Raw genomic sequence first — 26,259 nt, 5'->3', positions numbered from 1 at the left:
TCAGTGTCCGAGGATGCGGTCGATGCTGGCCGCCGCGTCATAGGTGCGGGCCAGCACGTCCAGGTAGCGGATGCGCGCCTGGAACAGCGTGCGCTGGGCATCCAGCACATCGAGGAAATTGAATTTGCCGGCCTCGAACCCGCGCGAGGCAGCGGCATAGGCCTGCTCCGCCGCGGGCAGCACCGAGGCCTGCAGCGTCTGCGCCGCGGCGCGCGATACCGACAACTGCGTCGACGCCTGCTGCAGCTCACCGACCAGGCGGATGCGCGTGGCCGCGTGCGTGTCCTGCGCCTTGTCGGCGCGGCGCAATGCGGCGTACAGGTTGCCCTGGTTGCGGTCAAACAGCGGCAGCGGGATCGCCATGCCCAGCACGGCCATATTGCGGTTGGCCTCGTTGTCGCGCTTGGCGCCCAGGCTCACGGTCACGTCGGGGTACTGGCGGCTGCGCGCCACGGCGACTTCGGCGCGGCTGCGCTCGGCAGAAAGGCGGCTTGCCGCCAGCTGCGGCGAGTCTTCCAGCGCCGCTTGCAGTGCTGCCGGCGCGGGGCGCGAGGGCAGCGCGTCAAGGTCGCCCTGCGCCTGCGCAAAGTGCGGCACGGCACTGCCCCACAGCGCGGCCAGCGATTGCCGTGCGGATTGCAGCGCGCCGGTGGCCTCGGCCAGTTCCAGCTCGGCATTGGCCTGTTCGACCCTGGCACGCGTTTCTTCCAGCGGTGCGACCTTGCCGGCGGCCACGCGCCGCCCGGCCGCCGCGGCCGCCTTGCTGGCGATGCCGACCGAGCCTTCGGCCAGCTTGACGCGCTCCTGCGCCACCAGCACGCCAAAGAAGCGCGTGATCACCGCGGCGCGCAGCTCGGCGCGTACGCTGCCCAGTTCGGCCTGCGCCAGCTCGCGCCCGCGCTCGGCCACGCCGATGCGCGCGGCGCGCTTGCCGCCGAGTTCGATCGGCAGGTTGATCTGGCCGGTGGTGGAGCGCGTGGCCTTGCGCGTGTCTTCCATCGACACGGCCAGTTCGGGATTGGGCAGCACGCGCGCCTGCGTGACATCGCCCTCGGTGGCGTCAAGCTCCTTGCCCGCCGCGGACAGCGTGAAGCTGCCGGCTTCGGCCAGCGCCAACGCGGCGTCGAGCGTGAGCGTGCCGGCAGGCTCTTGCCCCGGGGCCGGCGAGGATGCCGATGGCTGCGCCATGGCAGGGGGCGGCGTCTGCGCGACGCCATGGATCGGGCTGGATAGGACGGCCGCCAGCCCAAGCGGCAGCAAAAGTCTTCGCATCGAATTGCACCAGGAAAGGAACCGGGAGAATTCGGCGAGACGCCTGACGTCAGGGACTCAGGAAAACCAGGAAATGGAAGCGTCGTCTCGCCGGCTAAGCGAGACGCGGCCACTGCGGACGGTCAGGCGCCCGCGCACTGTGCGAAGAGAAGCTGGGCTGCGACGCCGGTGGCGCCAGTTCCACCCGGCGCATGGCGTGCACGTCGGGCGCGTCGGCCCGTGCAAACGGCAGCGAAGCGATATGGCAGACGCCGCAGTCGGGATCGGGCAGGCCGAGCTTGGCCTTGTCCTGCGCCTTCTGCGCGGGCTGGTCCTGCTTGCCGCTGTCGGCCTTGTGCTGGTGCTCGTGGTGCCCGAAATGGGCCTTGGCCGAAGCCGCGACCTCATGCCGGCAATACGCGGCGGCTCCCGCCCAGGCGAACTGGAGCGGCAGGACGAGCGCAAGAAGGATGAGGATGAGCTGTTGCATAGGGGAAGTGGCAGCTGCCCTGGCCGCCGAGCATCAGGCGCCGGGGAAGTGCAGCGAGCCGCAAGTTTAACCGAGCCGCACCGGGCATTCCGGCGACGGGGTCATTACATTTGCGTCATGCCAGGGTCATTTCCGCCCTCGCCCATTAATTCAATTTTTTTGAATAACTTGTCCGGCAACTGACCTGCTTCCGTATCGATGGCGCTCCTATAGTTCTGTACATGAACGGCACGCACACAACGCAAAGCCTTCTGACAAATTCAACGAGCTTAAGGAGAACCATCATGACCAAGACCACCCGCCTCGCTACCGCCCTGCTCCTGTCGCTGGCCGCCCTGGGCGCCGCGCAAGCCGCCACCGCCGCCGAACAAGTGCCCGGCGACAAGTACGGCTACAGCTTCCGCAGCACCGTGCCCGGCGACAAGTATGGTTATGAGTTCCGCAGCCATGATGTGTTCACGGAAGGCGCCCGCGTCGGCAAGGCCGATCCGTTTGTCGACGGCGCACGCACGCTGGCCGGGCTGGACCGCAGCGGCGTGTCGGCCGCCCCAGCGCGCAGCTTCGACACCTATTCCGAAGGTAGCCGTGCCGGCAAGTTCGATCCCTATGGGGAAGGCGCGCGCGCCTGAGCGATACCGGCACCCGGCCAGCAAGAAGGCCAGCGAATCCGCTGGCCTTTTGTCATTCGTCGCGCCCCAGCCTGTGCATGGCCTCGCGCAGGGTCCGCATCTGGGCGCTGAAGCTGGTGCAGGCGTCGCAGATCGCCAGGTGGGAACGCATGCGCAGCCGCTCGCCCCATGACAGCGGCCGGTCCAGGCCCTTCATGGTGAGGTGGTGGACCTCTTCGCAGTTCGGCAGCAGGCGGCGGGAAAGGCGGGAATCTGGCATGTTGCTCAGTGGCTTATCCGTTGCATGGGCGGGGGGACCGGGATCAACCGGCCTTGCCGGGCCGGCCGCGCTGGCCGAACCAGTGCAGTTCCAGGCATTCGCGCAGGCGCATGCGGGCGCGGTACAGCATCGCCCAGGCATTGGTCGCGCTGATCTGCAAATGCTGACAGATTTCTTCGGTGTCCAGCTCCAGCCACTCGCGCATCATGAAGATCCGGCCGGTGCGCTCCGGCAGGCGGTCAACGCACAGCTGCAGGATCTCGAAGAACTCGCGGCGCTCAAAGGCGCGTTCCGGGTTGCCCCAGTCGGATGGCGGGTCCTGGTAGTGGCCGTTGCGCGTGAACAGCGCGTCGAAGGCATCGTCGTCGGATTGCCGCTGGCCCTCGGCATCGGTGGCCAGCGCCAGCCTGACCTCACGCTTGCCGCTGCGCAGGGTGTCGATGATCTTGTGCTTGAGGATACCAACCAGGTAGGTGCGCAGCGTTGACTGGCCGGCGAAGCGCTCAGAGTGCTCCAGCGCCGCCAGCAGTGTTTCCGAGACGGCATCCTCGGCCAGTGCCTGGTCGCGCAGCTGCAGGCGGGCAAAGCGCAGCAGGTAGGGGCGTATGGCCTGGAGTTCGGCGGGGTCGAGACTCATCGGGGATCGGGGCGCGGTTGCCTGGACGGATGGCCCATGATACCCGCGCCTTACCCGATCCCGTGGGATTGCCCGCCGACCGCGCGTCAGCGCCCGCCGGCGATACGCATCGGTCGGCCATTGGGGTCTCTCAGGAATTCGTTCGCAGTATAGCGATGCTCCTGCTTTTCGCCCATGACGAATACATACAGGTTGACGCTCGCCCAACTGCAGGCGAGCCCTTCGCTGGCAAGCACGCTGAGGCAGTTGTGCAGGTTTTCCCGCGTGGGCTTGTAGTGGCCGCTGTTGTTGTCGATCACGCGCAGCGAGCCATTCCTGATGGTCAGCGTACCTGCGCAAATAACATCATTGCCCGCGTTGAACGACGAGTGGTTGAAGAACATGGCGTCATCCAGCGGATCTGCATCTTTAATGAACAAGGAGCCGTACTTGTCCATCGCATAGGCTGTCACCTTGACCGCATGTGTCGTGATGCGCTGGTTATTTACGTCGTACAGAAGTCCGTCGTCTCCGACGATCGCCATATACCGCATGCGTTCGCTCTTTGTCAGATAGTTGACATCGCCTGTGACAAGGTTCTCCCGACCGATGGCATCGAGCAGCTGAAAATCCTCCAGCGTCAGTGCGTGCACATCTTTGCTGGCAATCGCCTCGGCCTCTGCGCGCCGTTGCGGGTTGGCCGGCATCATCTGCGAGAGATTCTTGTGCGTCAGATGGACACCGCTGCCCGAGATCGCCTGGACCTTGCCCGACTGGAGATAGGACAGACGCTCGTTCTGATAGTCCGCGCCCATCGGCCTGAGTTCGCGCACGTAGGGCGAGCGGTCACCGTGGTTGACACCGGAACCGAGCACCAGCAGCTTGCGCCGGTCGAATTTCATCCGCCCGCGCAAGTCCGGGGTGAGAATACCCAGCTGGGTCAGGCGCGCATAGAGTTCCTGCAACGCTTCGCTGCCGAGATTCGTGATTGCACGACGGCGCGTGACGAACAGAGCATTGATCTTTTCAGCGCCGCCAACCAAGCCCTGACGGCTTTCCGGCTTGCCGCGCTTGAGCTTCAGCCAGCCGATGCACGCCGTCACGATCGCGTTCAGGCTGGCGATCTCCCGCCGTGCATCCCGTGCGCCGTTCATCTCTCGCCAATAGTCTTCCAGCGCGCAATCGACCGCGCGGATATTGCTGCCACGTGCCAGGAACTTCCAGTCCCTGGCGGTGGCGGCGATGAACGTCTGGTATTGGGTCCTCAGCATGCTTCAGCTCCCCTTGTCCACTTGATGTCAGAAAATGCCCGGGCTCGGATGCCGTGCCAGCTAGTTGTCCAGCAGCGCCAGATACCGCCCGATATCTCCGTCCTCACGCAGGATGTCCTGCATCAGATCCGCCAGTGGCATCTGCCCCCAGCGCACCGCGCGCCGCAGCAGGTATGGCGTGGGGCTGTGCGGCTCATGGCGCGCCAGGTAGTCGGCCACATCCCGGATCAGCTGGTAGGCATGCGCACGGTCCTCGATGCGGCCGTGCGCCAGCATGGCGGTCTGCCCCGGCCCCGCGGCGGGCAAGACCGGCATCGGCTCGGGATCGTCCACGGGATCGTTGTTACCGGCCGGCCCCGTGGCGGCGGGTTCGCCACGGTGAGCGCTGCCTGCTTCGTCCCCGCGCAGCGCCGCCACCGCCCGCACCAGCCGCGCCAGCGTGTCGGTTACGCGCGCCAGGCTCGGCGCTTGCGCCCCCAGCAGCGCGTCGATGCGCCGGTCAAACCCAGCCCATTCGGCGCTGGCGCCGTGCAGGTCGCGCCACAACGCATCCAATCGGGCCCGGTCGGGCGCGTGATGCGCGCGCTGCAGCAGCGCCTCGCGGCCCAGGCTGTCGTCGTCATCGACCGGCGCCAGGCTGCGTTCCCACAGGTCCAGCGTGATGTGCAGGGGTTTCTCGTCGGCCAGCGACAACAGCGGGACATGCAGCGCCAGCACCGCTGGCAAGGTCTCGTTGAGCCATGCGATCGGGGCGCAGCGTGCCTCCGCATCGCCGGCTTCCATGCGCGGCCAGGCGCTTTCCCAATACGCGTCCGCCAACGCCCCCAGCAAGCGCACCCCGGCGCAAAAGCCGGCCGCGCCGTGCAGATGGATCCACGCCTCGCACAGCCATGCCGCCAGCTGGAAGTCCTTGCTGCGCGTGGCCAGCGCCTCGCTGGCGAGCGCGGCCACGCGTTTCCAGTCAGCCTTGACCAGCGGGCGCTCCCATTCCCGCATCGGCAAGGACTCGTCGTCGTGCTGGCGCGCTTCGGCGATGGCGCGATAGACCGCGTCGTAGCGCAGCGAAGCGCCCGCGGGATCGTCGCCCGGCACCGGCGCAAGCAGTGCCTGCGCGGCCGGGATGCGGTCTTGCGTTGGCGTCGTCATAGGTTGGTCCATTCAGGAGCCCGGGTGGGAAAGCTTTGCGGCCACGGCAGCGGCATCTTCCTGCCCGCGGCCGTCAGCACCAGACGCAGGAACACACGGCCGCGCACCGGCCTGGGCGCCGCCGTGAAATCCGGCGCGGCGCTGCCCAGCGGAAAGTCGAAGCGCAGCAGTTGCGCCGTGCTGTCGGCGCGCCCGCCCGGATCCGCGATGCGATGGCGCGCAATGAACGACAGCAGCGACCACGGGTCGGCAAAGCGCCAGGTCATGGTCTTGCCGTCGGCGGCCAGCGCGCGCTGTTCGGCGTCAGGCAACGCGACCATCGGTGAGTCCTTGGCAAAGCGCAGCGTCAGCGTCACCGGACTGCCGTAGTCCCAGTGCAGCGAGCGCGGCGCATCGCGCATCGACAGGCTCTGCGCGCCGATCGTCAGGGTCCAGTCGATGATCTGGTTGCCGGCCAGTTCCGCGCCGCGGTTGACGCGGAACTCCGCGCTCACGTCATAGCCCGCGGGCGCGCCCTCCTCGACCGGATACAGTGGCGCGAGCAGGGTCCTGACCTGGTCGAAGCTGTCGATGAACTGGTGCACCGGCACGCCGGACGCGATATTCCTGAGCGGCCCGTCGCCACGCGCGGCCCGGTACGTCGCCGAGAGCGGTTCATAGCGCTTGAGCACGCGGCCAAGCTCGGCATAGTCCGCCGTGCGCACCTCGCCGGCGTTGGCGGCGCCGCCAAACGGCGCGCGCCCGGCCAGCCGTTCATTGAACGTGGCCGAGAACCCGTCCCACTGCCGCTGCAGGTCGGCAAAATAGCCTTGCGCACAGCGCGCGAGCAGGCCATCGTACAGGCGCACGTGCAGCGCGGCAAAGTAGTCATCCCCGCCGGCAGGCCGCGCCGCAAAGCGCGCCAGGCACACGCCCTGGCCGGACTCGGCCGCCGCGGCCTGCACGAACTGCTCCAGCATCAGCAGCCGGCTGTTCGGGTTCTTGAGCCGATAGCGTTCCAGATCGCGGTTCAGCGCCTGCCAGCGCAATGCCAGGCCGGAGCCGGCGTCGGCGGGCGAGAGCGCGGCAAGATACACCGCGGCCTCGCGGCCCAGGGCCTGCGCACGCGCCGACTGCTGGTCCAGGTACGGCCCCAGCGCCGCCGCGTCGTTCAGCCCGAACGCCGTCAGCAGCGGCGAGCGCGGCGCACGGGCCCCGTCGCCGGCGCTGCCCTGCCGGATCGCGTACAGCTCGGACTGCTGCAGCAGCTCGTCCACCGCGCGCAGCCGTGCCAGCGCATCGCGCGAAACCAGCGCATCGAGGTCATCCACGCGCGACATGGCATGCATCTCGCCCAGCATGGTCTTGATGCGCGCGATTCGGCCCAGTGCAGCCTCGAAGCCGGCGCTGCCGCCATCGGCCTGCAGCGGCGCCATGATTGCCGCGGTCGCGACCTGGTCGGTCACCAGCCGCGCAAACTGCTGGTCCACGCTTTGCGCAATCGCATCGCGCCAGGGGCCTGGCAGGCCCGTCAGCCCCTCGTCAAGAAAGCGCTTGCGCATGTCGCCCAGGGCGATGGCCTGGTCAAGCTGCTGGCGATCCCACAGCACCGCCGACCCGGCCGGCACCGACGGCAGCGCCAGGTCGCGCGGCGGCGCCATGAACGGCTGGTTCAGCAGGGCGGCGAGCCGGTCGCGCAAGGCCAGCCGCTCGGGCGTGACCACGAAGCGGCCGTCCTTGTCCTGCCACGCGATCCCGCTGTCGGGTCCGCTGAAGCGCTGCGCCAGCTCGCCGGTGAAGGCCTGGAAGCCGCTTTCAGCGCGTGCGCGCGCGGCTGCCACCAGGTCTTCGCCGAGCAGCCGGTTCTGCGCGGCCTGCGCCAGCGTGCGCGCGTAGACGGTGCCCGCGGCGAACTGGGGCTGCCTGATCCAGCCGCCCTTGCCGGACGCCAGCAGTTCCTGCTGCGTGCCGATCGCCGCGACAATGCCGCGGTAGTCGGCCAGGACCCGGTTGACGCCACTGCCGGCATTGGCCCCGCCGGCCAGTTCATCGAGGCTGGACCTGACGGCGCGCTCGGCCACCAGCAGCGGGTTGTTGTTGAAAAGCCGCTCGTCGAGCTGGCGCGCGCCCTTGTCGAAGGTGCAGCGCAAGGGCGGCACCAGCGCGGTCAGTGCCCTGCCGCCGGTTGCCAGGCTTGCGGCACCACGCCCCTTGCCAGGGTCGCGCTGGAAATACGGCAGGCTGCCCGAGACCTCGCCCTGCAACTCCGCCCCCAGCGCATAGCGCACTACCAGCCGCAGCGCATCGGCGTTGGCAGGCTGCGGCGTTTCCAGCCGGTGCAGCGCTTGCAGCGCAGCGTCGAACTGGTCGACCGCGGCAACGTACTGCTGCAGCGCGCGCATCTCCGGCATGTCTTCCAGCGCCAGGCTGCGTGGCGGCAGGGCCTCGCCCCGTGCGCCCGGCGGCGCCAGGCAGCTGTCGCCGATGATCAGCTGGCCGGTGCTCGGGTCGCGCCCCACGCCTGTCAGCGTGTCGACGCGTGCCAGCAGTTCGCGATCGATGGTGTCGAGCGCGATCTCGCCGAAGGCGCGCTGGAAGCGATCGTGCACGCGCCCGTCCAGGTCGTCGATAAAGGCCCACGAGCCCGGCATGAACCAGGACGAGACCGACTGCGCGCTCAGGCGCTGGTTCATCGCGATCAGCCCCAGCGCCTGGCGCCGGTACCAGTCCGGCGGCAGGTCCTGGCCGCGCTGCGCGGCCAGCGCGCGCTGCTGCGCGCCGGCACGCAGCTCGCCAAGCGCGGCCAGCAGTTCGGCATGGCGATGTCCCATCTGCCATGCCGCGACCAGCAGTCCCCCGCCCCACGCGCACAGCACAGCCGTGCCGCCCCAGCGCAGCGCACGGTGCACCAGCGGCCGCGCCAGCTGCTGCGAGCGCGATGGCCGCGTCAGCCCGTACTCCAGGAAGATCTTCTTCTCGAACAGGTCGCGCAGGAACGCCGGTTGCCGCATCAGCTCGTTGAGCAGGTCGGCGGACGAGCTGGCGCTGGCTGCCGGCGCCAGCTCCGGCGCGTGCGCATCCTCTGGCGCCAGTGCGTCAGGCTGCGCCGCACGCAGGCGCGGCGCGGCGAAGGCCGGTGCATGCGCCGCCAGCTCGCCGCTGTCGCCGGTCAGGTAGACGCCGCGCAGATAGAAGGGCTCGTGATAGGCGCTGGGCCGCAGCAGTTCGTCGACATAGCGCGTGAGCTGCCCGCGCATGGCTTCGATGCGCGCCGGCAGCAGCAGCGACTGGCAGGCATCCACCTCCTGCGCCCCTATCGCCAGCAGCTCGGCCACACCGTCCGACACCGCGCGCACCACGCCCGACATGGCCGCATCGATCCAGCCCGACTGGTAGGTGGCCGACAGGTCGTACGGCGAGGACCAGCCCAGCATGCCGGCGCGCATCGGCTCTGGCAGCGCGCGCGCAAAGTGCGCGAAGCCCGGCAGCGACTCACAGCCCGTCACCACCACATAGACCGCGAAACGCACCGCAAAGCGGTTCTGCGCCAGCCATAGCCGCCGGTGGGCCAGCTTGGCCCGGCGCACCAGCTCAAGCTGTGCGTCGGTGTCGTCGGCCAGCAGCATCGCCGCCGGCACCGTCACCACCACGCTGTCGAAGGGCCGTTGCGGGCGATAGCCGCGGCACAGGCCGAGGAACTCGTCCCAGGGCTTTTCATCGGTATCGTCGTCAGGCGAGCCCAGATAGGCCGCATTGATGTCGATGACCACGCCGCGGTCAAAGAAGTGCCATGAAATACCCTGCGTGGCGGCCGCATTGGCAGCGTCGGAGCTCAGCACGCTGGCCACGCCGGACTGAGCGATCGGCAGCGGCCGCGCATCCTCGCCCTCATTCAGGACCAGGATCCACGGAATGTTGTAGCGCTCGGCGCGCGAGGCGATATTGCCCTCGACCAGCTCGATCGCCTGGCGGAACGCGCTGCGCAGCGAATCGGTGCGCAGGCGCACGATCTTGCGCTCGGCCGCCGGCTTGGCGCGGGCCCGCTGCGCAGCGAAATACAGCACCGCGCCGAGCACGGCCAGCGCCACCAGCGTCAGCACGCCGATCGAAATCAGAAACAGGTTGCTGGTCAGCATGCGCCTGCCCCCCGGGCGCGGATGGGCTGCCGGCGCGTCATGGCGTGCCTCCGGCCACGGTGTCGGCCCGCAGCGCTTCGCGCACCGGCCAGGATTGCCACAGCCACGTCACCTCGGACAGCGCCAGCAGGGTGGCCAGGCCCAGCAGGAACACCACGGTCCAGCGCGTCAGCGTGGGCAGCTTGCGCGGCGCGATATGCGAGAGCGTGTGGGCGTACGCGGGTTCGCTGAGCACGCGCTCGCGTCCGCCCAGGTCTGGCCGGCGTTGGTAGATGAACTCATACAGTTCCTCGCGCAGACTGCGCAGCCGCGCTTCGGCATCGGCGCCGCGAAAGCGCCCCTGGAAACCAAGCCCGAGCGTGAACAGGTACAGCCGTGCCAGGTTGCGGCGCGACGGCTCGCGGTCCAGCAGCAGCTGCTCGATACGGCGAAACACCTGGTCGCCTGCCACGTTGGTGCGAAACAGCGTCGATTCGAGCAGATGCCCATGCCACGCGGCGCGGCCGGCCCAATCGGCGTTCAGCAGGATTTCATCGGCGAGCACCGCCTTCAGGTAGCGGGCATCGGCCACGTCCTCCATCTCGAAGCGCGAGCTGTCGCGCCGCGATTGCAGGGTCTGCACTTCCAGCAGGTTCAGCAGCTGGCGGTTCATGCCTTGCGCGGCAGCTTCGCCGCTGAGGTCGGGTTGTTCGGAGAACCGCTCCTGCAGCTTGACGAGTTCATCCAGGAACGCCCGGAACTGCCCGGTGGCAAGATCGTCTTCCTCGGTTTCCGGTCGGTAGCGCGCCATAGTCTGTTTGCCTTGATAGTCTGCCGTCAGCCCTTGACGAACAGCAGCATTTCCTGCGGCCGCTGCACGCTGGCGCCTTCATTGGGATTGCCGATCACCATCGCCTCGTTGGCATGGACCAGCGCGGGATCGGCTTCGATCTCGAACAACAGGTAACCCGAGCCGGAACGCACCCCAAGGTCCTCGGCATGCTCGACCACACGGCGCACCGCGCCCAGCACGCGCCGCGTGCGCAGCGACGGGTAGACCGACTGCGAGCCCACCACAGCGCCCGACATCCAGGCCAGCAGGTCGCGCTCTGACTGCCCGCGCAGGCCCACCACCAGGCGCTCGCCGATCCAGTCCGGCTGCAGCACGATGTCGAACGCGCCGTGGCGGAACTCGAACTTGTGCTCGCGGTACTCTTCGCTGACCTCGGCCAGGGTCTCGCGCAGCGCGCGCAGCAGCGGCGTGAACACGGCCATGGGGTCGGCGTGTTCATAGTCGTCCGGCACCGGCGGCAGGCCGCCCGGCTTGAGCAGGCTGAGCGACCCCAGCACCGAGGCCAGCGCCAGGTAGAGTGCAAGCGGGTGCAGATGCGGCGTGCGCAACACCGCCTCCAGCAGCGGCAGCGCGGTCACCAGGCTGCGCAAGCGGTCCTTCAGTTCCAGCTGGGTCAGGCGGTCGTCCGCCCGGGATGACGGGATCGCGGTCTGCCTGGCCACGAACGCGGCCTTGCCGCGCAGCTGGGCCACCAGCGACGCCACCGCCGTCCACAGCGCGCTGCCGCGTGCCACCTCCAGCAACGGCGGCAGGCGGTCGCCGAGCCGCACGATCTCGTTGTCCTTGTAGACCGCGCCCAGGCACAGCGACACATGGAGCGGCGACGGCCTGGCGCCGGCATCGAGTGCCAGGCTTGGCAGCAGGCGCGGAATGTCGGCGGGCGGCGCTTCGGACACCTCATCCTCCACCGGGGCGCCCGCCACCGAGCGGAACCGCCGCACCTGCCCGTCCTTGCGGTTTGCGGCCGCCACCGGCAGGGTCAGGTAAAGCGCCAGCATGCCGCCGGCAAGCGCGTCGGCAAACGGCTCGAGCGCCAGCTCCAGCGGCGGCTGGCGGGCATCGTCGCGCGCGTAGGACACGGCAGTGCCGTCCGGCATGATGGCTTCGAGCTGCAGCACGCGCACCACGCCCGCCGGCAGCAGCCCGGCGTCGAACTCCAGCCGGCGCACGCCCCAGCCAAACGGTGCGGCCGCCAGTGTCTGCCACGCCACCAGCGAATCGAGCCGCCCGGCCAGCAGCTGGAGATGCTGGGGCGCCAGCAGCATGCCCTCATGCCATTCAACCCGATCGACCGGCAGCGCGCGCTCAGACATGGGGGGCTCCCGGGCCGTACGCGGCCGTGGCAGGAAAAAACAGGTTCATTTGGTCACAAGCACGGTAAAGGCGGCGCTGTCGAGCTGCACGGCAAGCGTGCCGTTGAATTGCTCGACGCGGGCGCGATGCGCGCCCGGCGCCTGGTAGTTGGCGAACACATAGGCCGCGGCGACGCGCGGCCCCTCCAGGTCTTCGGCCGGCACGTCCAGCCGCTGGCCGGGCACCAGTTCCCAGCTGCGATAACGCAGCCCGCTCGGATAGGTGCTGCCCAGGTCGCTGCGCCCGGCAAACCACTTGGCCGCGGGCAGGTCCGCCAGCCGGGCCTGCAGGGCCTCGTCGCTGACCAGCACCACGTCGACGGCCACCGGGCTGTTGCCGTTGGCATCCGCCGCCGCCGTCAGCGTGACTTGCTTCCATTTGACCTTGTCCCCCTTGAAGCCCAGCCATGAAGAGGCCGCGCAGCCCCCGAGCAGGCCAGCGAGCGCAACCGCCGCCAGCAGCGTGCCGGCGCGGCGCAGGGATAAGAGATGCACGGGCGTCGTCATCATCAGACTCCTTCGTGGTTGCGGATGCGGCATCATTTCGCACCCACCCCGATGCCCATCAGCACGATCAGCAGACCGGCCAGCAGCGCGCAGGCGCTGGCCAGCGCCAGTTGCGCGCGCGTCAGCACCAGCCGCACCGCCGCGGCCTGTGCGGCGGGCAGCCGTGGGCCCGGCACGTCCGCGCGCCCATCCGCGCCCTCCATCCGCTGCGCCGCGACGCGCTCCATCGGCAGGCCCACCGACACCAGCGCAATCACCGCGCAGGTGCAGACCAGGCTCAAGGCATTGCGCGGCCCATCGCAGATCGGGTCGATCGCCAGCAGCAGCACCGCGGCTGCCTCAGCCGGCAACTGCAGCACCGACAGCGCAACGCCCGCATAGGCGATCGTTCCCAGGCCGCCCTGCCCCGCCGAGAGCCAGGCCGCGATGGTGGCGGCCATCGCGATCCATGCCACGTCGCCGGCGCCCACGGGGCGCCCGTACAGGTTGGCGACGAACACCGTGGCCAGCGCGAAGTACAGCGCCGAGCCCCCGCGCACGAACACCGCGCCCAGGGGCACCACCAGCTCCACCAGCCCGCGCGGAAAACCCAGCCGCGCGCTCATGGCCTCGATCGTGTGCGGGATCGGCGCGGTGGCGCTGCCTGAGGCCAGGCCGACCAGCATGGAGCCATTCAGCTCGGTCACCACCTGCGAGAACGGCAGCCGCGCGCAGGCGGCAATCGCGGCCGCGGCCACGCCGCTGAGCAGCAGGCAGAGCATCAGGAACGTGACCAGCACCCCGGCCATCGCGCCCATGGTGGCGCGGTCGGCATGCATCGACAGATGGGCCGCAAGCCCGAATGCCAGCACCGGGATCAGCAAGTTGGCGTGGGCGATGATCTGCTCGAAGGTGCGGTAGATCCCTTCGAACACATTGCTCAGCATGCCGGTCTGCTCGCGCGACAGCGCTGCGAAGGCAAGCCCGAACAGCAGCGCCCCGGTGAGCACGCCCAGCGTCTGGCCATGCGCCAGTGCGCGGTAGAAGTTGTCGGGAATGATGTTCCCGAGCGCGTGCGGCAGCTTGTCCGTATTGGCCTCTGCCTTGCCATGCAGGTCCACGCGCACCTCGCCGCCATCGGCCACGCCGCTGAGGATCAGCGCGCCAAGCTTTTCGCTGGCCTGTGCAGGGAGTTCCGCGCCCGGCGCGGTCAGCAGCCCCGCCAGCGCGCCGGCCAGCGCGCACACCCCCACCACCCCGGCAGCCGTGCCGAAGATGGCGCCGAAACGCGCCCCGGCGCGCGGCAGCGCCAGCACCTGGCGCAGGCCGAAGAAGGTGGCCACCACCAGCAGCGGCACCGCGGCCATGTTCACCACCGACAGGTAGAGCTGTCCGACCAGCCAGGCGAAGCGGCCCAGCGGCCCGGCCACGGTGCCGGCGAGCGCGCCCGCCACCAGGCACAAGAGCAGCCCGGGCACGCTGTGCGAGAGCCAGTTCAGGGCTTTCATGCGGCCTTGTTCCAGCCGCGCGCCAGCGCGAACGCCACCGTCGCCCGTGCCAGCTCGTTGGTGCTGTCGACCAGCATGAGCGGCGGCGCGGCCAGGCCGCGCGCCGCCACCGGGATTTCCGTGCAGCCCATGATCGCGGCGCCGACGCCGAGCGCCGCGATCCGCGCCAGCGCGCTGCCAAGCGCCTCGCCGGCCTGGTCCAGGGCGCCGGCCTTGACCGCCCGGATGCAGGCATCGACCTGCAGCTGCACCGGCTCCGGCGGCACCACCGCCGCGATCCCGCGCGCGTCGAGCGCTGCCTGGTAGATGCCGGAGGCCAGCGCACCGCGCGTGGCCAGGATGGCCACGCTGCCGGTATCGGCAGGCAGGGCCGCCACGCAGGTCCGCGCGATATGCAGGATCGGCGCCGCGCTGTGCGCGCTCAGTTGCGCATACCAGTGGTGCGAGGTATTGCACGGGATCACCACCAGCCCCACCTGGTTGCGGTTGAGCAGCTCGATGCCGCGCAGCAGGTAGGGCAGCGGCAAGGCATCGCCAGCCAGGATCGAGCGCGAGCGGTCAGGAGTCTGCGGCAGGTGCGCCACCACCATCGGCAGGTGGTCCTGGTCACGCACGGCATCGGTAAGCCGCACCACGCGATCGAGAAAATCCACTGTCGCCAGCGGCCCCATGCCGCCCAGCACCCCGATCATGGTCATGCCAGTACTTCCGTTGTTCATATGAACCGACCCTAAAGCTTCAGCGGCCGCGAGCAGATCACCGACACCGCCGCGGTATTGCCGACCACCAGGATCAGCGTGCGCAGCATGTCGCAGACCGGGTCGACGGCAAGGAAGAGAATGAATGCGGCCTCGAATGGCAGGCCAAGATAGGCACAGGTCATGCCGACCAGCGAAACGATCACCAGGCCCGTCATGCCGGCCGAAGCAAAGCCCGCCAGCACCGAGGCCAGCAGCACCGTGGCGATATCGACCAGGCCCAGCGGATGGCCGTACAGCTGCGCGATGAACAGCGTGGCGCAGACGTAATAGACCATCGGCCCCACGCGCAGCAGCGAGATCGCCAGCGGCACCAGCAGTTCCACGCGCACCCGGGCAAAGCCGAGCCGGTCGACCAGGCACTCGATCATGCTGGGCATGCAGGCCGCGCTGTTGCGCGTGGCCAGCGCCAGCGCAAATGGTGAGCGCAGCGCGTCCAGCGTGGCGCCCAGGCTCTGGCTGGAGCGCTTCCAGATGATCCCGACGGCCAGTGCCAGCAGCAGCACCGACGCGATAGAGAACGCCAGCACGAACTGCATCATCGCCTGCAGCGGCTCCAGTCCGGACTTGCCCAGCTGCGCCGCGCTCATGCAGAACAGGATCACGGGCAGCGGATAGCTGAGCCAGTGCATCAGCTTCTGGCAGGCGTGGTAGACCGTTTCCAGCGACAGGCTCAGCCCGATGGAAATGCGCTCGGGCACGCGCCCCACGGCCAGGCCGAACATCAGCGCGAACACCAGGGCCTTGAGGGCGTCGCCGTTGGCGAGCGCGGCAAAGATATTGGTCGGGATCAGGCTGGTCAGGACTTCGGACAGGCTCAGCGACTTCTCCTGGATATCCTCGCCGTAGAGGTTCATCACCGTATCGCTGGACCTGGCATCGCTGCCCACCATCGCGCCGAAGGTCTCCATGGTGGCGCTCGACAGGTTGCTGCCCGGGCGCATCACGATCAGCACCAGTGCCGACACCAGCGCCACCAACAGCGACGCGCCGACAAACACCGTCACCACGCGGATCATCAGCCGCGAGGCCCCACCATCGCGGAACAGCCGCTGCAGGCTGAAGATCACCGCCGACACCATGAACGGCAGCGTGGTCATCTTGAGCAGGTCCACGTAGACATCGCCCACCACGCCCAGGTGCCGGGCCAGCGCGGGCCAGAGCAGCCCGGTGGCGCCGCCCAGCGCCAGGCTGCCGATCACCACCCACGGATTGAGGGCAATGGCGTAGAGCTTGCCGGCATCCAGCTTCATGGACGCGGCGCGCTGTGCCTGGGCCGCGCCCGGCTTCATGGCGGGCGCGCTCATCGCGTGGCCGCCTGCAGCACGTCCGCCACCTCGAGCCGCTTGGGCCGCTCGGCGAGGAACTGGTTGACAAAGCCCAGCAGCGCCGGCGCCGACAAGTTGACGGCGATGCCCAGCGTGTCCTCAAGATCCTGCAGCGTCACCACGCGCAGGCGCAGCGCAGCGGTCGGATCCGCCTTGAGCACGCGCTTGACCTCGAACTCGTCGCGGTACACCGCGGCGACGCGGCCGTCGTTCAGCGCCTTCAGGGCTTCATCCCAGGTTGGATAAGCCGTGACGTAGGCCTTGGGGAAGTTGTTCACCACATACTCCGAGTACGACGAATTTCCGACCACGCCAATCGAGCTGTCATAGGCGCGGATTACCTCCGGCACCGGCCGGCCGCGTGCCATCTGCGCGAACTTGACGCGATTGAGCAGCAGCGCGCGGTTCAGCCGCAGGTAAGGTGAGCTGAAGCTGATGATCTGCATGCGCGGCAGCGTGCGCGACAGCTTGCTGATGGCCACGTCGGCCTGTCCCTGCGCCAGCAGCTTGACCACCCCGTCGAAGGTGGTGGCGTTGCGGTTGAAGCGCACCCGCACGTTGAGCTTGCGCGCAAGCTCGCGCGCGAGGTCGATATCGAGCCCGCTCAGCTCGCCGTTGCGCTCCTGGAAGAACGGGGGCTGGTCCACCTTCAGCACCGCGACCACCAGTTCCCCGCGGCTGGCGATGCGGGCGAACTCCGGCGCCATCAGGCGTCCGTCAGGCATCAGCACCAGTCCGTTCGGTGTGGAGACTGGCGCAGGGGCGCCTTCCGGCAACCCGCCCTGCGCGGCAAACGATGCCGCCGGGTGGGCCGGTGCCGGCGTGTAGGTGGCCTGCGCATGGCCAGCGGCCGGCAGGGCAAGCGCGGCGCCCGCGAGGGCGCGCGCCAGCCAGCGCCACGCGCGTGTTGCCGCGCGGCGGGAATCAGGGACGGGAGTCAGCGACATGGCGTCAAACAGTTCATGTTTCAGGGAGTCGAGGGCGCGCCTGGAGCCGCGGCAAGGCCAACGGCAATGGCGGGCGCCTGGGTGGCGGCGGGCTGCGTGGCAGTGGCCGGGGCCGCGGGCGCCACGGCCATGGGTGCGGTGTCCGCACGCTGGAGTACGCCAGGCCGTCCCAGGCGGGCGCCGATCTCCACGCCCATCAGGAACAACAGCGCACACAGCAGCACCGCGCAGGTCACGGCGATTGTCACCATGCGCGAGCTCATCGAGAATACGTAGGTCATGCTTGCCTCGGCGGTCATCAGGGGGTCATCACGGTGGCCTGCGCCGGCGCGACGATCTGGATCACGCCGCCCCATGCGCACATCAGTTTCGAGCTGTCCTGCAGCGCCGGCGCGCCGCCGATCTGCACGGTCGGCGCGCCCGGCAGCCACGGCGCCGACGTCGCCGGCACGCAGGGCATCGGTGTCAGCACGCCCTGCGCCGCGGCGGTGGCCGCGGCCACCTGCGGGTTGCCCAGGCAGTTGCACATGCCGAAGGGCGGGATGTTCACCATCGGCAGGTGGTCCATCACGCTGGCCGCACCGGTGCCGGCCAGCACGCGGCCCAGCGGCAGCACGACCAGGCTGGACGGCGCCAGCCCGAAGCTGCACTGCATGGTCGCGCCCATGGTGACCTGCAAGGCCATGGCTAACCCCTCAGCCAGCGTTCGAGACGCTGTGCAAAGCCGGCGGGCACTGCCGCGCCCTCCTCGCCATCGGCGGGTGCGATCGCCTGCCAGTCGCCGCGGGGATTGCCGTCGGCGTAGCTGCGCACGGCGATGACCTCGCCTTCCGGGTCGAACCTGCGCGCCATGCCGTGCAGCAGGTCGTTGCGGTACGGCAGCGACTGCGCCAGCGTGCCGCCGGCGCCGTACTCACGGGTCTCGCCCTCGAGCCTGCCGGCGCGGTAGCGGCTGCGGCGCACCACCGCGCCCTCATGCGCATAGACGGCCTCGTCCTCGAGCCGGCCCTGCCGGTAGACGCAGCGCGCGGTCACCTCGCCGGACGGCGCGTAGCACACGCTCTCTCCCGCGAGCTGCCCGTCGGCGTACAGCTGGCGCGTCTCCAGCCGGCCGTTGCGGTAGGTGGCGCTGGTGCCGTGCAGGCGGCCGCCGGCATAATGCGCTTCGTATTCGAGGCTGCCATCGGCGGCATAGGCACGCAGCAGCCCCGCCAGTTCGCCATGTTCGTATTCGGCATCCAGGCGCAGCGAGCCATCCGGATGGAAGCACTCGAACCTGCCGTGGGGGCGCCCGCCGGCCAGCGGCACGCGCGACACCAGGCGGCCATCGCCGTCATAAGCTTCGGCCATGGCGGGTCCTGGATCGGGCGGCGTCGGGGCAGCTAAAGTCATGGCTCTGTTCCGCGGCTCAGTTCAGTTTCACCAGGGCGCCCTTGAGCTCGAGCATGCCGCCGCTTTCCACCGTCTGCGCGGCCGACGCCTTCTGCCGGACCATCATGGCTTCGTTGCTCAGGGTGGTACCGGCCTTGCTGCTCAGCGTGGTGCCGGCCTCGCACTGCAGCGAGGTTCCCGCCTTGAACGCGATCGATCCACTGACCTCGATCACCAGGTTGCCGGCCACCGTGAGCTTGTAGTTGCCGCCAACGTCGTGCGCAAACGCCGCGCCGCTGGTGTGGGTCTCGTCGCCGTCCGCCTTGACCTGGCGCGTGCCGCTCACCTTGTGTGTTTCATTGCCGGACCGCACTTCGAGCGCAAGGTCGCCGGCCTTGACCAGGTGCGATTCGCCGCCCGCCTCCACCGTGGTGGACAAGGTGTCTGCCACCGAAACCGTCATGGCGCGCTGGGCGCGCAGGAACAGCTCCTCGGCACCAGCCTTGTCTTCCATGCGCAGCTCATTGCCGGCCGACCCGCCCTTCGATGCGCGCGAACGGATCACGCTCTGCGTCTGCATGGCGGGCAGCGGCACCGGTACGCCGGACTGGCCGTTGTAGACGCTGCCGGTCACCAGCGGCCGGTCCGGGTCGCCATCGACATAGCTGACCACCACCTCCTGCCCCATGCGCGGCAGGAACAGGTGGCCCCAGCCGGCGCCGGCCCAGGCCTGCGCCACGCGGACCCAGCATGAGCTGTCCTGGTTGGCGCCGGGCGCACGGTCCCAGTGGAACTTCAGCTTGATACGGCCATGCGCATCGGTCCAGATCTCTTCGCCCTGGGACCCGGCCACGGTCGCGGTGTGCGTGCCGGCGACCAGCGGCCGCGGCGTGCTGAGCGGCGCGCGGAATGGCACCGACAGCGGCAACACCGACACGGTATTGCCATAGGCATCACCGCTCCAGGCATGCTCCACCGCGCGCACCACGTAGGCGATATCGAGCGCGGGATCGACGTGGCCGTGCAGCGTGAAGCGGATGCCCGCGGCCAGGTGGTGGCACGCGCTCTCGCCCATGCCCGTCTGCGCCTGGGCCTGCTGCGCGCCGGCCCGGATCGCGGCCTTGCGGCTGGCGTCGGCGGCATCCTTGTGCCGGCCGGGAAACACGTACTGCTGCGCCACCGGCGCCGCGCCGGCCTGGGCGGTGCCCTGCGAGGTCCGGGCCTGCAGGTAGTCGTAGTCGGCCAGAACCTGCGTCGCGGCGCCAAGCTGGCGCGCCATGCCGAAGGCGAGCATCCGTGCCGCGCCGGCCTGCGGGCGCTCCATGTCGTGCATCGCCAGGTCGGCGCAGTGCGCGCCGGGCGGGTGGGCCGACGGGCTGTCGGCCAGCACCATGGTGTGCGCGCCGTCCGCGAACGTGAAGAAGTAGAAGATGCCTTCCTCCTCCATCAGCCGCGAGATGAAGTCGAACGGGCTTTCGTCGTACTGCACGCAGTACTCGCGCACCGGGTAGCGCGTTTCCGTGATGCGGGCCTCGAACGCCACGTCGAAGGACTGCAGCACGCGGCGGATGATCTGCGGCGCGGACAGGTTCTGGTAGATGGCGCGGTCGCGCCCGAGGGTCAGCAGCCACAGCCGCGGCGCCAGTTCCGCGGTGTAGAAGCCATGGTTGTGGTCGGCGCCGGCGTGGGCAAAGCGCGTGACGATGCCGTTCAGGTAGCGGGGCGCGCCGCCCGGGTGCTGCAGCGTGACGGTGAGGCGCTGGCCCACGATGCGGCCCGCGTCGAGCGCCTTATCCGCCGAGCGCATGCGCAGGCTGAAGCGGAACAGCTCGGACAGCGCCTCGCGCCCGGCAAAGCCGTCGAGCAGCAGCACGTCGCCGCCAAACGGCGTGGCCAGGGTCGCGAAGCTGCCGGCCTGGGTGGCCTGTGTCGGGATCATGCGTCAGCACCCCGCTTGCGGCAGGAAGCGGAACGCCACCCCGCCGCCGGTGTCGAGCGAGAGATGCACGCCGCCGAACGGCTCCGAGATCGACAGCTGCTCCAGCACGCGCCGCGCCAGTTCCGGCAGCACCGACTGGGTCAGGATATGGTCGACATTGCGCGCGCCGCTGTCGACCTCGGTGCAGCGCTGCGTGATCGCCTGCGCCAGCGCCTCGTCCCAGCTCAGGCGCGCGTTGTGGTTGCGCGCAAAGCGCTGCGCCAGCCGCGCCAGCTTGAGGTCGACGATATTGCGGATCTGCGCATCGCCCAGGTGGTAGTACGGCACCAGCACCAGGCGCGCCAGGAACGCCGGGCTGAACTGCCTGAGCAGCGCCGGGCGCAGCTTCTCGACCAGTTCCTGCGGCGGCGGGCGCCGGCCGCCGCGCGAGGCCTCGGTGATCACGTCCTGCGCCGCGTTCGAGGTCAGCAGGATCACCGTGTTGCGGAAATCGATCGGCACGCCTTCGCCGTCTTCCATCACGCCCTTGTCGAAGACCTGGAAGAACAGCTCCAGCACGTCGGGATGCGCCTTCTCCATCTCGTCGAGCAGCACCACGCTGTACGGGCGGCGGCGCACCGCCTCGGTCAGCACGCCACCCCGGCCGTAACCGACATAGCCCGGCGGCGCGCCCTTCAGGCCCGACACGCTGTGGGCCTCCTGGAACTCCGACATGTTGACCGTGATCATGTTGCGTTCGCCGCCGTAGAGCAGGTCGGCCAGCGCATGCGCGGTCTCGGTCTTGCCGACGCCGCTCGGGCCGACCAGCAGGAACACGCCGACCGGCTTGCCCGGGTCATCGAGATCGGCGCGGAACGTGCGGATGCGGCGCGCGATCGCGTCGAGGGCCTCGTCCTGGCCCACCACGCGCTCGCCGAGCTTGTCCTGGAGGTACAGCACCGTGTGCAGTTCGTCGGCCAGCATGCGGCCGACCGGGACACCGGTCCAGCCCGAAATGACCTCGGCCACCGCGGCCGAGTCCACGCATACCGGCACCATCGGCTCATCGTTCTGCACCGCCTCCAGGCCTTTTTCCAGGCGCGCGAGACTGGCGCCAAGCGACTCCGCGCTGTCGGCGTTGTCGTCGTCCTCATGCCTCGCCGCACCGTCGGCACCGGCCTCGGCCTGGCTCTCCTTCTCGAGGAACGCCGCGATCCGGCGGCGCCAGGCCAGGATTTCCTCGACGGCCAGCTTCTCGGTGGCGAGCTTGTCGCTGAGCCGCGCGTGCTGCGCCCGGGCTTCGTCGCGCTGGCGCGTGACGGCAGCGATTTCGTCGGCGCGCCCGGTGCCGGTGGCCGCCTCATGGCGCAGGATGCGCAGCTGGTTCTCGGCGCTTTCGATCGAGCGCCCAAGCGCTTCGATCGCCTCGGGCACGCCGCTCTGCGCGGCCGCCACGCGGGCGCAGGCGGTGTCGAGCACGCTGATGGCCTTGTCGGGCAACTGCCGGCCCGAGACATAGCGGTGCGAAAGCTTGACCGCGTCGCGCACGGCGTCGTCGAGGATCTCCACGCCGTGGTGCGCTTCAAGCTTGCGCACCATGCCGCGCAGCATGTCCACGGCTGCGGCCTCGGCCGGCTCGTCCACCTTGACGATCTGGAAGCGGCGCGCGAGCGCTGGGTCGCGCTCGATGTACTTCTTGTACTCGGCCCAGGTGGTCGCGGCAATGGTGCGCAACTCGCCGCGCGCCAGCGCGGGCTTGAGCAGGTTGGCGGCATCGCCCTGCCCTTCGCTGCCGCCGGCGCCAATCAGCTGGTGCGCTTCGTCGATAAACAGGATCACCGGCACCGGAGAGGCCGCCACCTCGGCGATCACGGACTTGAGCCGGTTCTCGAACTCGCCCTTGACGCCGGCGCCGGCCTGCAGCAACGCCAGGTCCAGCGAGCGCACCGACACTTGGCGCAGCGCCGGCGGCACGTCGCCGGAGACGATGCGCTGGGCAAAGCCTTCGACCACCGCGGTCTTGCCCACGCCGGCCTCGCCGGTCAGGATCGGGTTGTTCTGGCGGCGGCGCAGCAGCACATCGATCAGTTGCCGGATTTCACTGTCGCGCCCGCGCACCGGATCGATCGCTCCGGCTCGCGCCAGCGCCGTCAGGTCGACAGTGAACTGCTCCAGCGCCGATGCCTGCCCGCTGCCGGGTCCGCGCTGCGGCATGCCGAACGCTGGCGTGGCCGCCGCTGCCGGGATTGCATCGGTTCCGGGCCCGCCGCCAACGGCGGATGCCCCCAGCAGCGCGGGCAGGGCCTCGCGCAGCGCCGCACGCGGAATCCGCAGCAGCGCCGGCGCCGATTCCAGCAGCATGCCGCGCAGGCTTTCCACCTCCAGCAGTGCCAGCAGCAGCGTGCTGGCGCGCACTTGCTGCTCGCCGAGCAGCATCGAACTGAGCAGCCAGGCCTCCTGGAACAGCGGCGAGAAGTTAGGCGACAGCGCCGGCGTGCGGCCGTTGCCGCGCTTGAAGCCGTCGATCGCCTTCTGCAGCTGCGACACCACCTGCGCGGGCGCCAGGTCGAAGTGCGCGAGGATCGCCTGCAGGTCCGTGGCGCCGCCTTCCAGCAATTGCAGCAGCAGGTGCTCGACGTCGACGCTGTAGTGCGTCTGCCGGACGCAAAGCTGGGCGGCCTGCTCCATCGCGTGCCGGCACTCGGGATTGAGGCGGCTGAGCAGCGTGCGGATATCGATGTCCATGTTTGTGCCGGTCAGGATGCGTGCGCTCGCAACGCCAGTTGCACCGGCGCGGGCCGTGCCTGGGCGCCGCCGGCCAGCCAGGCGGTCCAGCCCAGGCGCGCACCGAGCCCCAGCCCCGCGGGCTGGCGCGTGCCGAGATGGAGCGCGAGCCGCACATCGAGCGGTTGCGGCACATAGGCGCGCACCAGCGCCGCGACCAGCGCGTGGTCGCGCCCGCCGGGCAGCAAGGCCCGCAGGCGCTCGGCTCCGGGCACCTGCACATCAAGCCGGATGCCGGCGGCCTGGTCCCAGGTGCGCCGCCCCAGCACCGCACCGCCGCCGAGCGTGATACCCCCGGCTGCACCGCGTCCGCCGAGCCGCACGGCATCGCTGGCTTCAACCGGCAGCCAGCCGCCGAGACACTGCGTCCCGCTCACGCCCAGGCCGAGACGGTCCCCCAGCATGGCCAGCAACCCCGCCATCGAACGCGGCGCCGCGCCCAGCAGCCCGGCATGGCGCAGCCACGGCGCCGCGCCGGCGGGTGCATTGGCGGTTGAGGGCCCACGCTGCAAGCCGAGGTTGCTGAGCGCATCCAGGCACGCCGCCAGCGTGCCGCCGGTCGGGCGCTGGCCGCCCAGTGCGGGCGAGTGCTTGCGCCGGCCGCGATACAGGAAGGACAGGAAGCGGTGATTGAAGCTGTCGAGCAGGTCGCCCATCGCGGGGTCGCGCGCGGCGCGGCGTTCGAGCAGCATCTCGGTGTATGCGAGCGGCAGCGGCCCGCCTGCCCCCGCCAGCGACATCACGGGCGTCGTCAGCGTGAACGGGCGCCCGCCCCGGCCAGCGCCTTCAGCGGACGCGTGCACCGCGCCGATGTCGCGCGGCTGGAAGGCCAGCGAGACCAGTCCGCGCAGGCGCACCGCCTCCCCGGCGCCGTTGCCGCGGCCGACCGGCTGAGCCCCCGGCACCGCGCGTTCGATCAGGCTGATGGCCTGGAACAGGTCGAAGCCGGCCGGGTTGGACGCCAGGCGGTCGATCAAAGCAGCTGCTGGCTGCCCGTCATCGCGGGCCATTGCTTCCATATCTCGTCTCCGCGGCGCACGACCAGCCGCACGAAGGAATTGACTGAGGCATACAGCGCAAGGAAGCGCGCCAGCACCGCTCCCAGCAGCAGCGGCGAGCCGCCGACAAAGGCATCGGGATCGAACTCGATCGAGACCTCGGTGCCACGGCAGTAGCCGCGCCAGGCCTCGGTGCCCACGTGCGCGGCCGCGCCGCGCGCGCGCACGCTGCGGATGCCCCGCACCTGGTCCTGCTGGCGGTGGCCGTCGCCCGCGAACAGCCGCAGCATCTGCTGCACCTCATGGCGCCCGGTGCCACCGTCGGCCAGGGTGCCGTGGTGCAGCGTCAGCAGCGAGATCAGCGGCCACAAGGTCTCGCTGCCCATGGGCGGATTGCGCTGCACGGTCGGCTCATAGAGGCAGCGCACCTGCGCGTACTGCGACACATCCTCCAGCACCATGCGCGCGCCCACCGGCACCTGCTCCGCGAGCCGGCGATTGGTGCACAGCACGTTGGCGTACGCCACGGGTGCCGCCGGCAGGCGCTGCACGTTGCCCGCATCGATGAAGCTGAGATACATGTCGGTGCCGGACAGGTTGGCCCGCAAGGTCGGCTCGCGGCGCGCGTGCCAGAACAGCTCGCCTTCGGCCGGGTCGTCGGTGGCCGCCGCGAACGGCGGCACCGCCAGCGAGCGGTCGCTGGCCGGATCCGACAGCACCACCGACCGGATCGAATGGATCTCGGTCATCGCCTCGCGGCGCTGGTCTGCCACCAGCCGGTACTCATAGTGCCGGTGGTCGATCATGATGGGCTCGCTGGTCTGCGAGAACAGGTTGATCGCCGGCACGCAGCCAAGCCGGAACATGCCGGCATGCAGCCGGCCCAGCCCGGGTGCGCTGCGCTGCAGGCGCAGCACCACGTCGCAGCTGCGGCCCTTGCCGAGCCGGCCAGCGGGCAGGTCCAGGTCGAAGAAGTGAAACTTGCGCGCGAAGGCGAAGTACTCCTGCATCAGCCCGTAGGCCGGCTGCGCATGCGGCGGCTGCGGCAGCACGTTCTCGCCGGGGCCGTAGCCGGCCTCGCGCCACGCGCTGGCGGGCAGCCACGCCGGCGGGCCATCTGGCGGCTCGACGCTGACGCCGGCCACGCTGGTGACCAGCAGTTCATACAACGGCACGGTCACCATCCAGTCGCCGTGCAGATGGATGCGCAGCGTTCCCAGTTCGAGCTCGGAGAAATCGACGCCGTCGGCGCATTCAAGCGTCAGCTGCAGGCCGTTGTCATCGGTCATGCGCGCGTGCGTGACCGCCAGCGGCCACAGCGTCGTGTCCCACGCCGTGCGAAAGCGGCACATCTCGCCGCCCTCGGTGCATGCATGCAGGCCGGTGTGGCGCGGCACGGCGTAGCCGGCGGTCACCTTGCCCTGGGCCGCGTCGAGATCGAACTGCACCACCGTCATCGACGGCACCGGCTGCACCAGCGACGGGCACACGTTCTCCAGCAGCGCCGCGGCAACTTGCGGGAACACCTGGTCCAGGTCGCGATGCACGCGCGCCGCCAGAAAGGCGGTGGCTTCGATCAGGCGCTCGGTATGCGGGTCGAGCGATTCGGTGCCATGCAGCGCAATGCGCGCGGCCACGTTGGGATAGCGCTCGGCAAACGCGGCGCCTTCCGTGCGCAGGTAGGCAAGCTCGCGCTTGTAGTATGGCAGGATGCCGCCGTCGCCGGCACCGTCTGCGATGCCCTCAGCCATGATCGCCCCAGCGCGGGTCAGCGGCCTGGCCTGCCGCGGCGAGCTCGAACGCCACGCGCACCGGCGCGGCGCCCAGCGGCAACTCGCCCTCGATCACCAGGACCGGGCGCGGGGTGTCGCGCTCGGCAAAGCGTACGCGCGCCTGGCGCAGGCGCGGCTCGAACATCGCGATCGCATGCGCAACCAGCGCCGCAATCGCGTCGCAGTCCGGCACCGACTGGAACGATCGGAAGGAGAAGTCCGGCACACCGTAGTCGAGCACGGTCCCGTCCGACTCCAGGAACTGCACCGCCGTCAGCCGCGAGCGCGTATTGAGCAGCCGGGCAAGCTCGCGCGCCACCGACTGGCGCAGTGGCTCGCCCTGGAGCAACTGCGCCGAGGGGGCGTTCGCACCCGCCGACAGCCGCTCGAACAGCGGCATCGGCGACCCGGTGACGATGACGGACATG

General features: G+C 69.8%; 23 protein-coding genes. 1 reads left to right on the top strand and 22 read right to left on the bottom strand.

Features of this window, described 5'->3' with window-relative positions; genetic code table 11:
• Complete coding sequence (locus AC1Q6V_RS10405; protein ID WP_439672190.1) at positions 1-1,272, bottom strand: TolC family protein; 1,272 nt, start codon at positions 1,270-1,272, stop codon at positions 1-3.
• 94 nt (positions 1,273-1,366) lie between these two features.
• Positions 1,367-1,741, bottom strand: coding sequence for a cation efflux protein, CzcI family (czcI, locus tag AC1Q6V_RS10400; RefSeq protein WP_454750126.1), 375 nt, complete (start codon positions 1,739-1,741; stop codon positions 1,367-1,369).
• A 284-nt stretch (positions 1,742-2,025) separates the two neighbouring features.
• Between czcI and AC1Q6V_RS10395 the strand changes: the two genes are divergently transcribed.
• Positions 2,026-2,370, top strand: coding sequence for a hypothetical protein (locus AC1Q6V_RS10395; protein ID WP_010810713.1), 345 nt, complete (start codon positions 2,026-2,028; stop codon positions 2,368-2,370).
• A 52-nt stretch (positions 2,371-2,422) separates the two neighbouring features.
• On the opposite strand, the gene AC1Q6V_RS10390 is transcribed toward AC1Q6V_RS10395, so the two are convergent.
• From AC1Q6V_RS10390 to tssE, 20 genes are all read right to left on the bottom strand, one after another.
• A complete protein-coding gene (locus tag AC1Q6V_RS10390; RefSeq protein ID WP_454750127.1) occupies positions 2,423-2,629 on the bottom strand; it encodes a zf-HC2 domain-containing protein in 207 nt (68 codons plus the stop codon).
• A gap of 43 nt (positions 2,630-2,672) precedes the next feature.
• Positions 2,673-3,266: a sigma-70 family RNA polymerase sigma factor gene (locus AC1Q6V_RS10385; RefSeq protein WP_454750128.1), complete on the bottom strand. Its 594-nt coding sequence runs from the start codon at positions 3,264-3,266 to the stop codon at positions 2,673-2,675.
• A gap of 86 nt (positions 3,267-3,352) precedes the next feature.
• Entirely contained in the window at positions 3,353-4,516 is a 1,164-nt protein-coding gene (locus AC1Q6V_RS10380) for an IQM protein middle domain-containing protein (RefSeq protein WP_011617854.1), read from the bottom strand.
• A 60-nt stretch (positions 4,517-4,576) separates the two neighbouring features.
• Complete coding sequence (gene tssA, locus AC1Q6V_RS10375; protein ID WP_010810717.1) at positions 4,577-5,662, bottom strand: type VI secretion system protein TssA; 1,086 nt, start codon at positions 5,660-5,662, stop codon at positions 4,577-4,579.
• On the bottom strand, positions 5,659-9,777 hold the full coding sequence (locus AC1Q6V_RS10370; RefSeq protein WP_010810718.1) for a type VI secretion system protein: 4,119 nt from the start codon (positions 9,775-9,777) through the stop codon (positions 5,659-5,661). The genes tssA and AC1Q6V_RS10370 overlap by 4 nt, the downstream gene beginning before the upstream one ends.
• A gap of 37 nt (positions 9,778-9,814) precedes the next feature.
• Complete coding sequence (locus tag AC1Q6V_RS10365) at positions 9,815-10,567, bottom strand: DotU family type IV/VI secretion system protein (protein ID WP_454750129.1); 753 nt, start codon at positions 10,565-10,567, stop codon at positions 9,815-9,817.
• Between the two features lie 26 nt (positions 10,568-10,593).
• The gene (tssK, locus tag AC1Q6V_RS10360; protein ID WP_439672194.1) at positions 10,594-11,922 is read right to left on the bottom strand and encodes a type VI secretion system baseplate subunit TssK; all 1,329 of its coding nucleotides are present in this window, start codon (positions 11,920-11,922) and stop codon (positions 10,594-10,596) included.
• Between the two features lie 45 nt (positions 11,923-11,967).
• Positions 11,968-12,471: a hypothetical protein gene (locus AC1Q6V_RS10355; RefSeq protein ID WP_454750130.1), complete on the bottom strand. Its 504-nt coding sequence runs from the start codon at positions 12,469-12,471 to the stop codon at positions 11,968-11,970.
• 29 nt (positions 12,472-12,500) lie between these two features.
• Positions 12,501-13,955 (bottom strand): dicarboxylate/amino acid:cation symporter, encoded by a 1,455-nt coding sequence (locus AC1Q6V_RS10350; protein ID WP_454750131.1) that lies wholly within the window; start codon positions 13,953-13,955, stop codon positions 12,501-12,503.
• On the bottom strand, positions 13,952-14,653 hold the full coding sequence (gene cuyB, locus AC1Q6V_RS10345; protein ID WP_058697379.1) for a cysteate racemase: 702 nt from the start codon (positions 14,651-14,653) through the stop codon (positions 13,952-13,954). Before cuyB ends, AC1Q6V_RS10350 begins: the two co-directional genes overlap by 4 nt.
• A 32-nt stretch (positions 14,654-14,685) precedes the next feature.
• Positions 14,686-15,966, bottom strand: coding sequence for a dicarboxylate/amino acid:cation symporter (locus AC1Q6V_RS10340; protein ID WP_454750141.1), 1,281 nt, complete (start codon positions 15,964-15,966; stop codon positions 14,686-14,688).
• Between the two features lie 50 nt (positions 15,967-16,016).
• A complete protein-coding gene (locus AC1Q6V_RS10335) occupies positions 16,017-16,988 on the bottom strand; it encodes a substrate-binding periplasmic protein (RefSeq protein ID WP_454750132.1) in 972 nt (323 codons plus the stop codon).
• 20 nt (positions 16,989-17,008) lie between these two features.
• Positions 17,009-17,269: a hypothetical protein gene (locus AC1Q6V_RS10330; RefSeq protein WP_439669432.1), complete on the bottom strand. Its 261-nt coding sequence runs from the start codon at positions 17,267-17,269 to the stop codon at positions 17,009-17,011.
• A gap of 17 nt (positions 17,270-17,286) precedes the next feature.
• Positions 17,287-17,673, bottom strand: a complete 387-nt coding sequence (locus tag AC1Q6V_RS10325; RefSeq protein ID WP_011617861.1) for a DUF4280 domain-containing protein — start codon at positions 17,671-17,673, stop codon at positions 17,287-17,289.
• A 2-nt stretch (positions 17,674-17,675) separates the two neighbouring features.
• Positions 17,676-18,338 (bottom strand): toxin-antitoxin system YwqK family antitoxin, encoded by a 663-nt coding sequence (locus AC1Q6V_RS10320; RefSeq protein ID WP_011617862.1) that lies wholly within the window; start codon positions 18,336-18,338, stop codon positions 17,676-17,678.
• Positions 18,339-18,396: 58 nt separating this feature from the next.
• Entirely contained in the window at positions 18,397-20,298 is a 1,902-nt protein-coding gene (gene tssI / locus AC1Q6V_RS10315) for a type VI secretion system tip protein TssI/VgrG (protein WP_454750133.1), read from the bottom strand.
• A 3-nt stretch (positions 20,299-20,301) separates the two neighbouring features.
• The gene (tssH, locus tag AC1Q6V_RS10310; RefSeq protein ID WP_454750134.1) at positions 20,302-23,022 is read right to left on the bottom strand and encodes a type VI secretion system ATPase TssH; all 2,721 of its coding nucleotides are present in this window, start codon (positions 23,020-23,022) and stop codon (positions 20,302-20,304) included.
• Between the two features lie 11 nt (positions 23,023-23,033).
• Entirely contained in the window at positions 23,034-24,080 is a 1,047-nt protein-coding gene (gene tssG, locus AC1Q6V_RS10305) for a type VI secretion system baseplate subunit TssG (RefSeq protein WP_010810731.1), read from the bottom strand.
• The gene (gene tssF / locus AC1Q6V_RS10300) at positions 24,035-25,810 is read right to left on the bottom strand and encodes a type VI secretion system baseplate subunit TssF (RefSeq protein ID WP_454750135.1); all 1,776 of its coding nucleotides are present in this window, start codon (positions 25,808-25,810) and stop codon (positions 24,035-24,037) included. Before tssF ends, tssG begins: the two co-directional genes overlap by 46 nt.
• Positions 25,803-26,258 (bottom strand): type VI secretion system baseplate subunit TssE, encoded by a 456-nt coding sequence (gene tssE, locus AC1Q6V_RS10295; RefSeq protein ID WP_439669436.1) that lies wholly within the window; start codon positions 26,256-26,258, stop codon positions 25,803-25,805. The genes tssF and tssE overlap by 8 nt, the downstream gene beginning before the upstream one ends.
• Between the last annotated feature and the right edge of the window lies 1 nt (position 26,259).

Source organism: Cupriavidus sp. GW823-FHT07B10 (assembly GCF_058794355.1).
The sequence above is the reverse complement of the archived record's forward strand: the minus strand, read 5'-3'. Positions and strand labels throughout refer to the sequence as shown.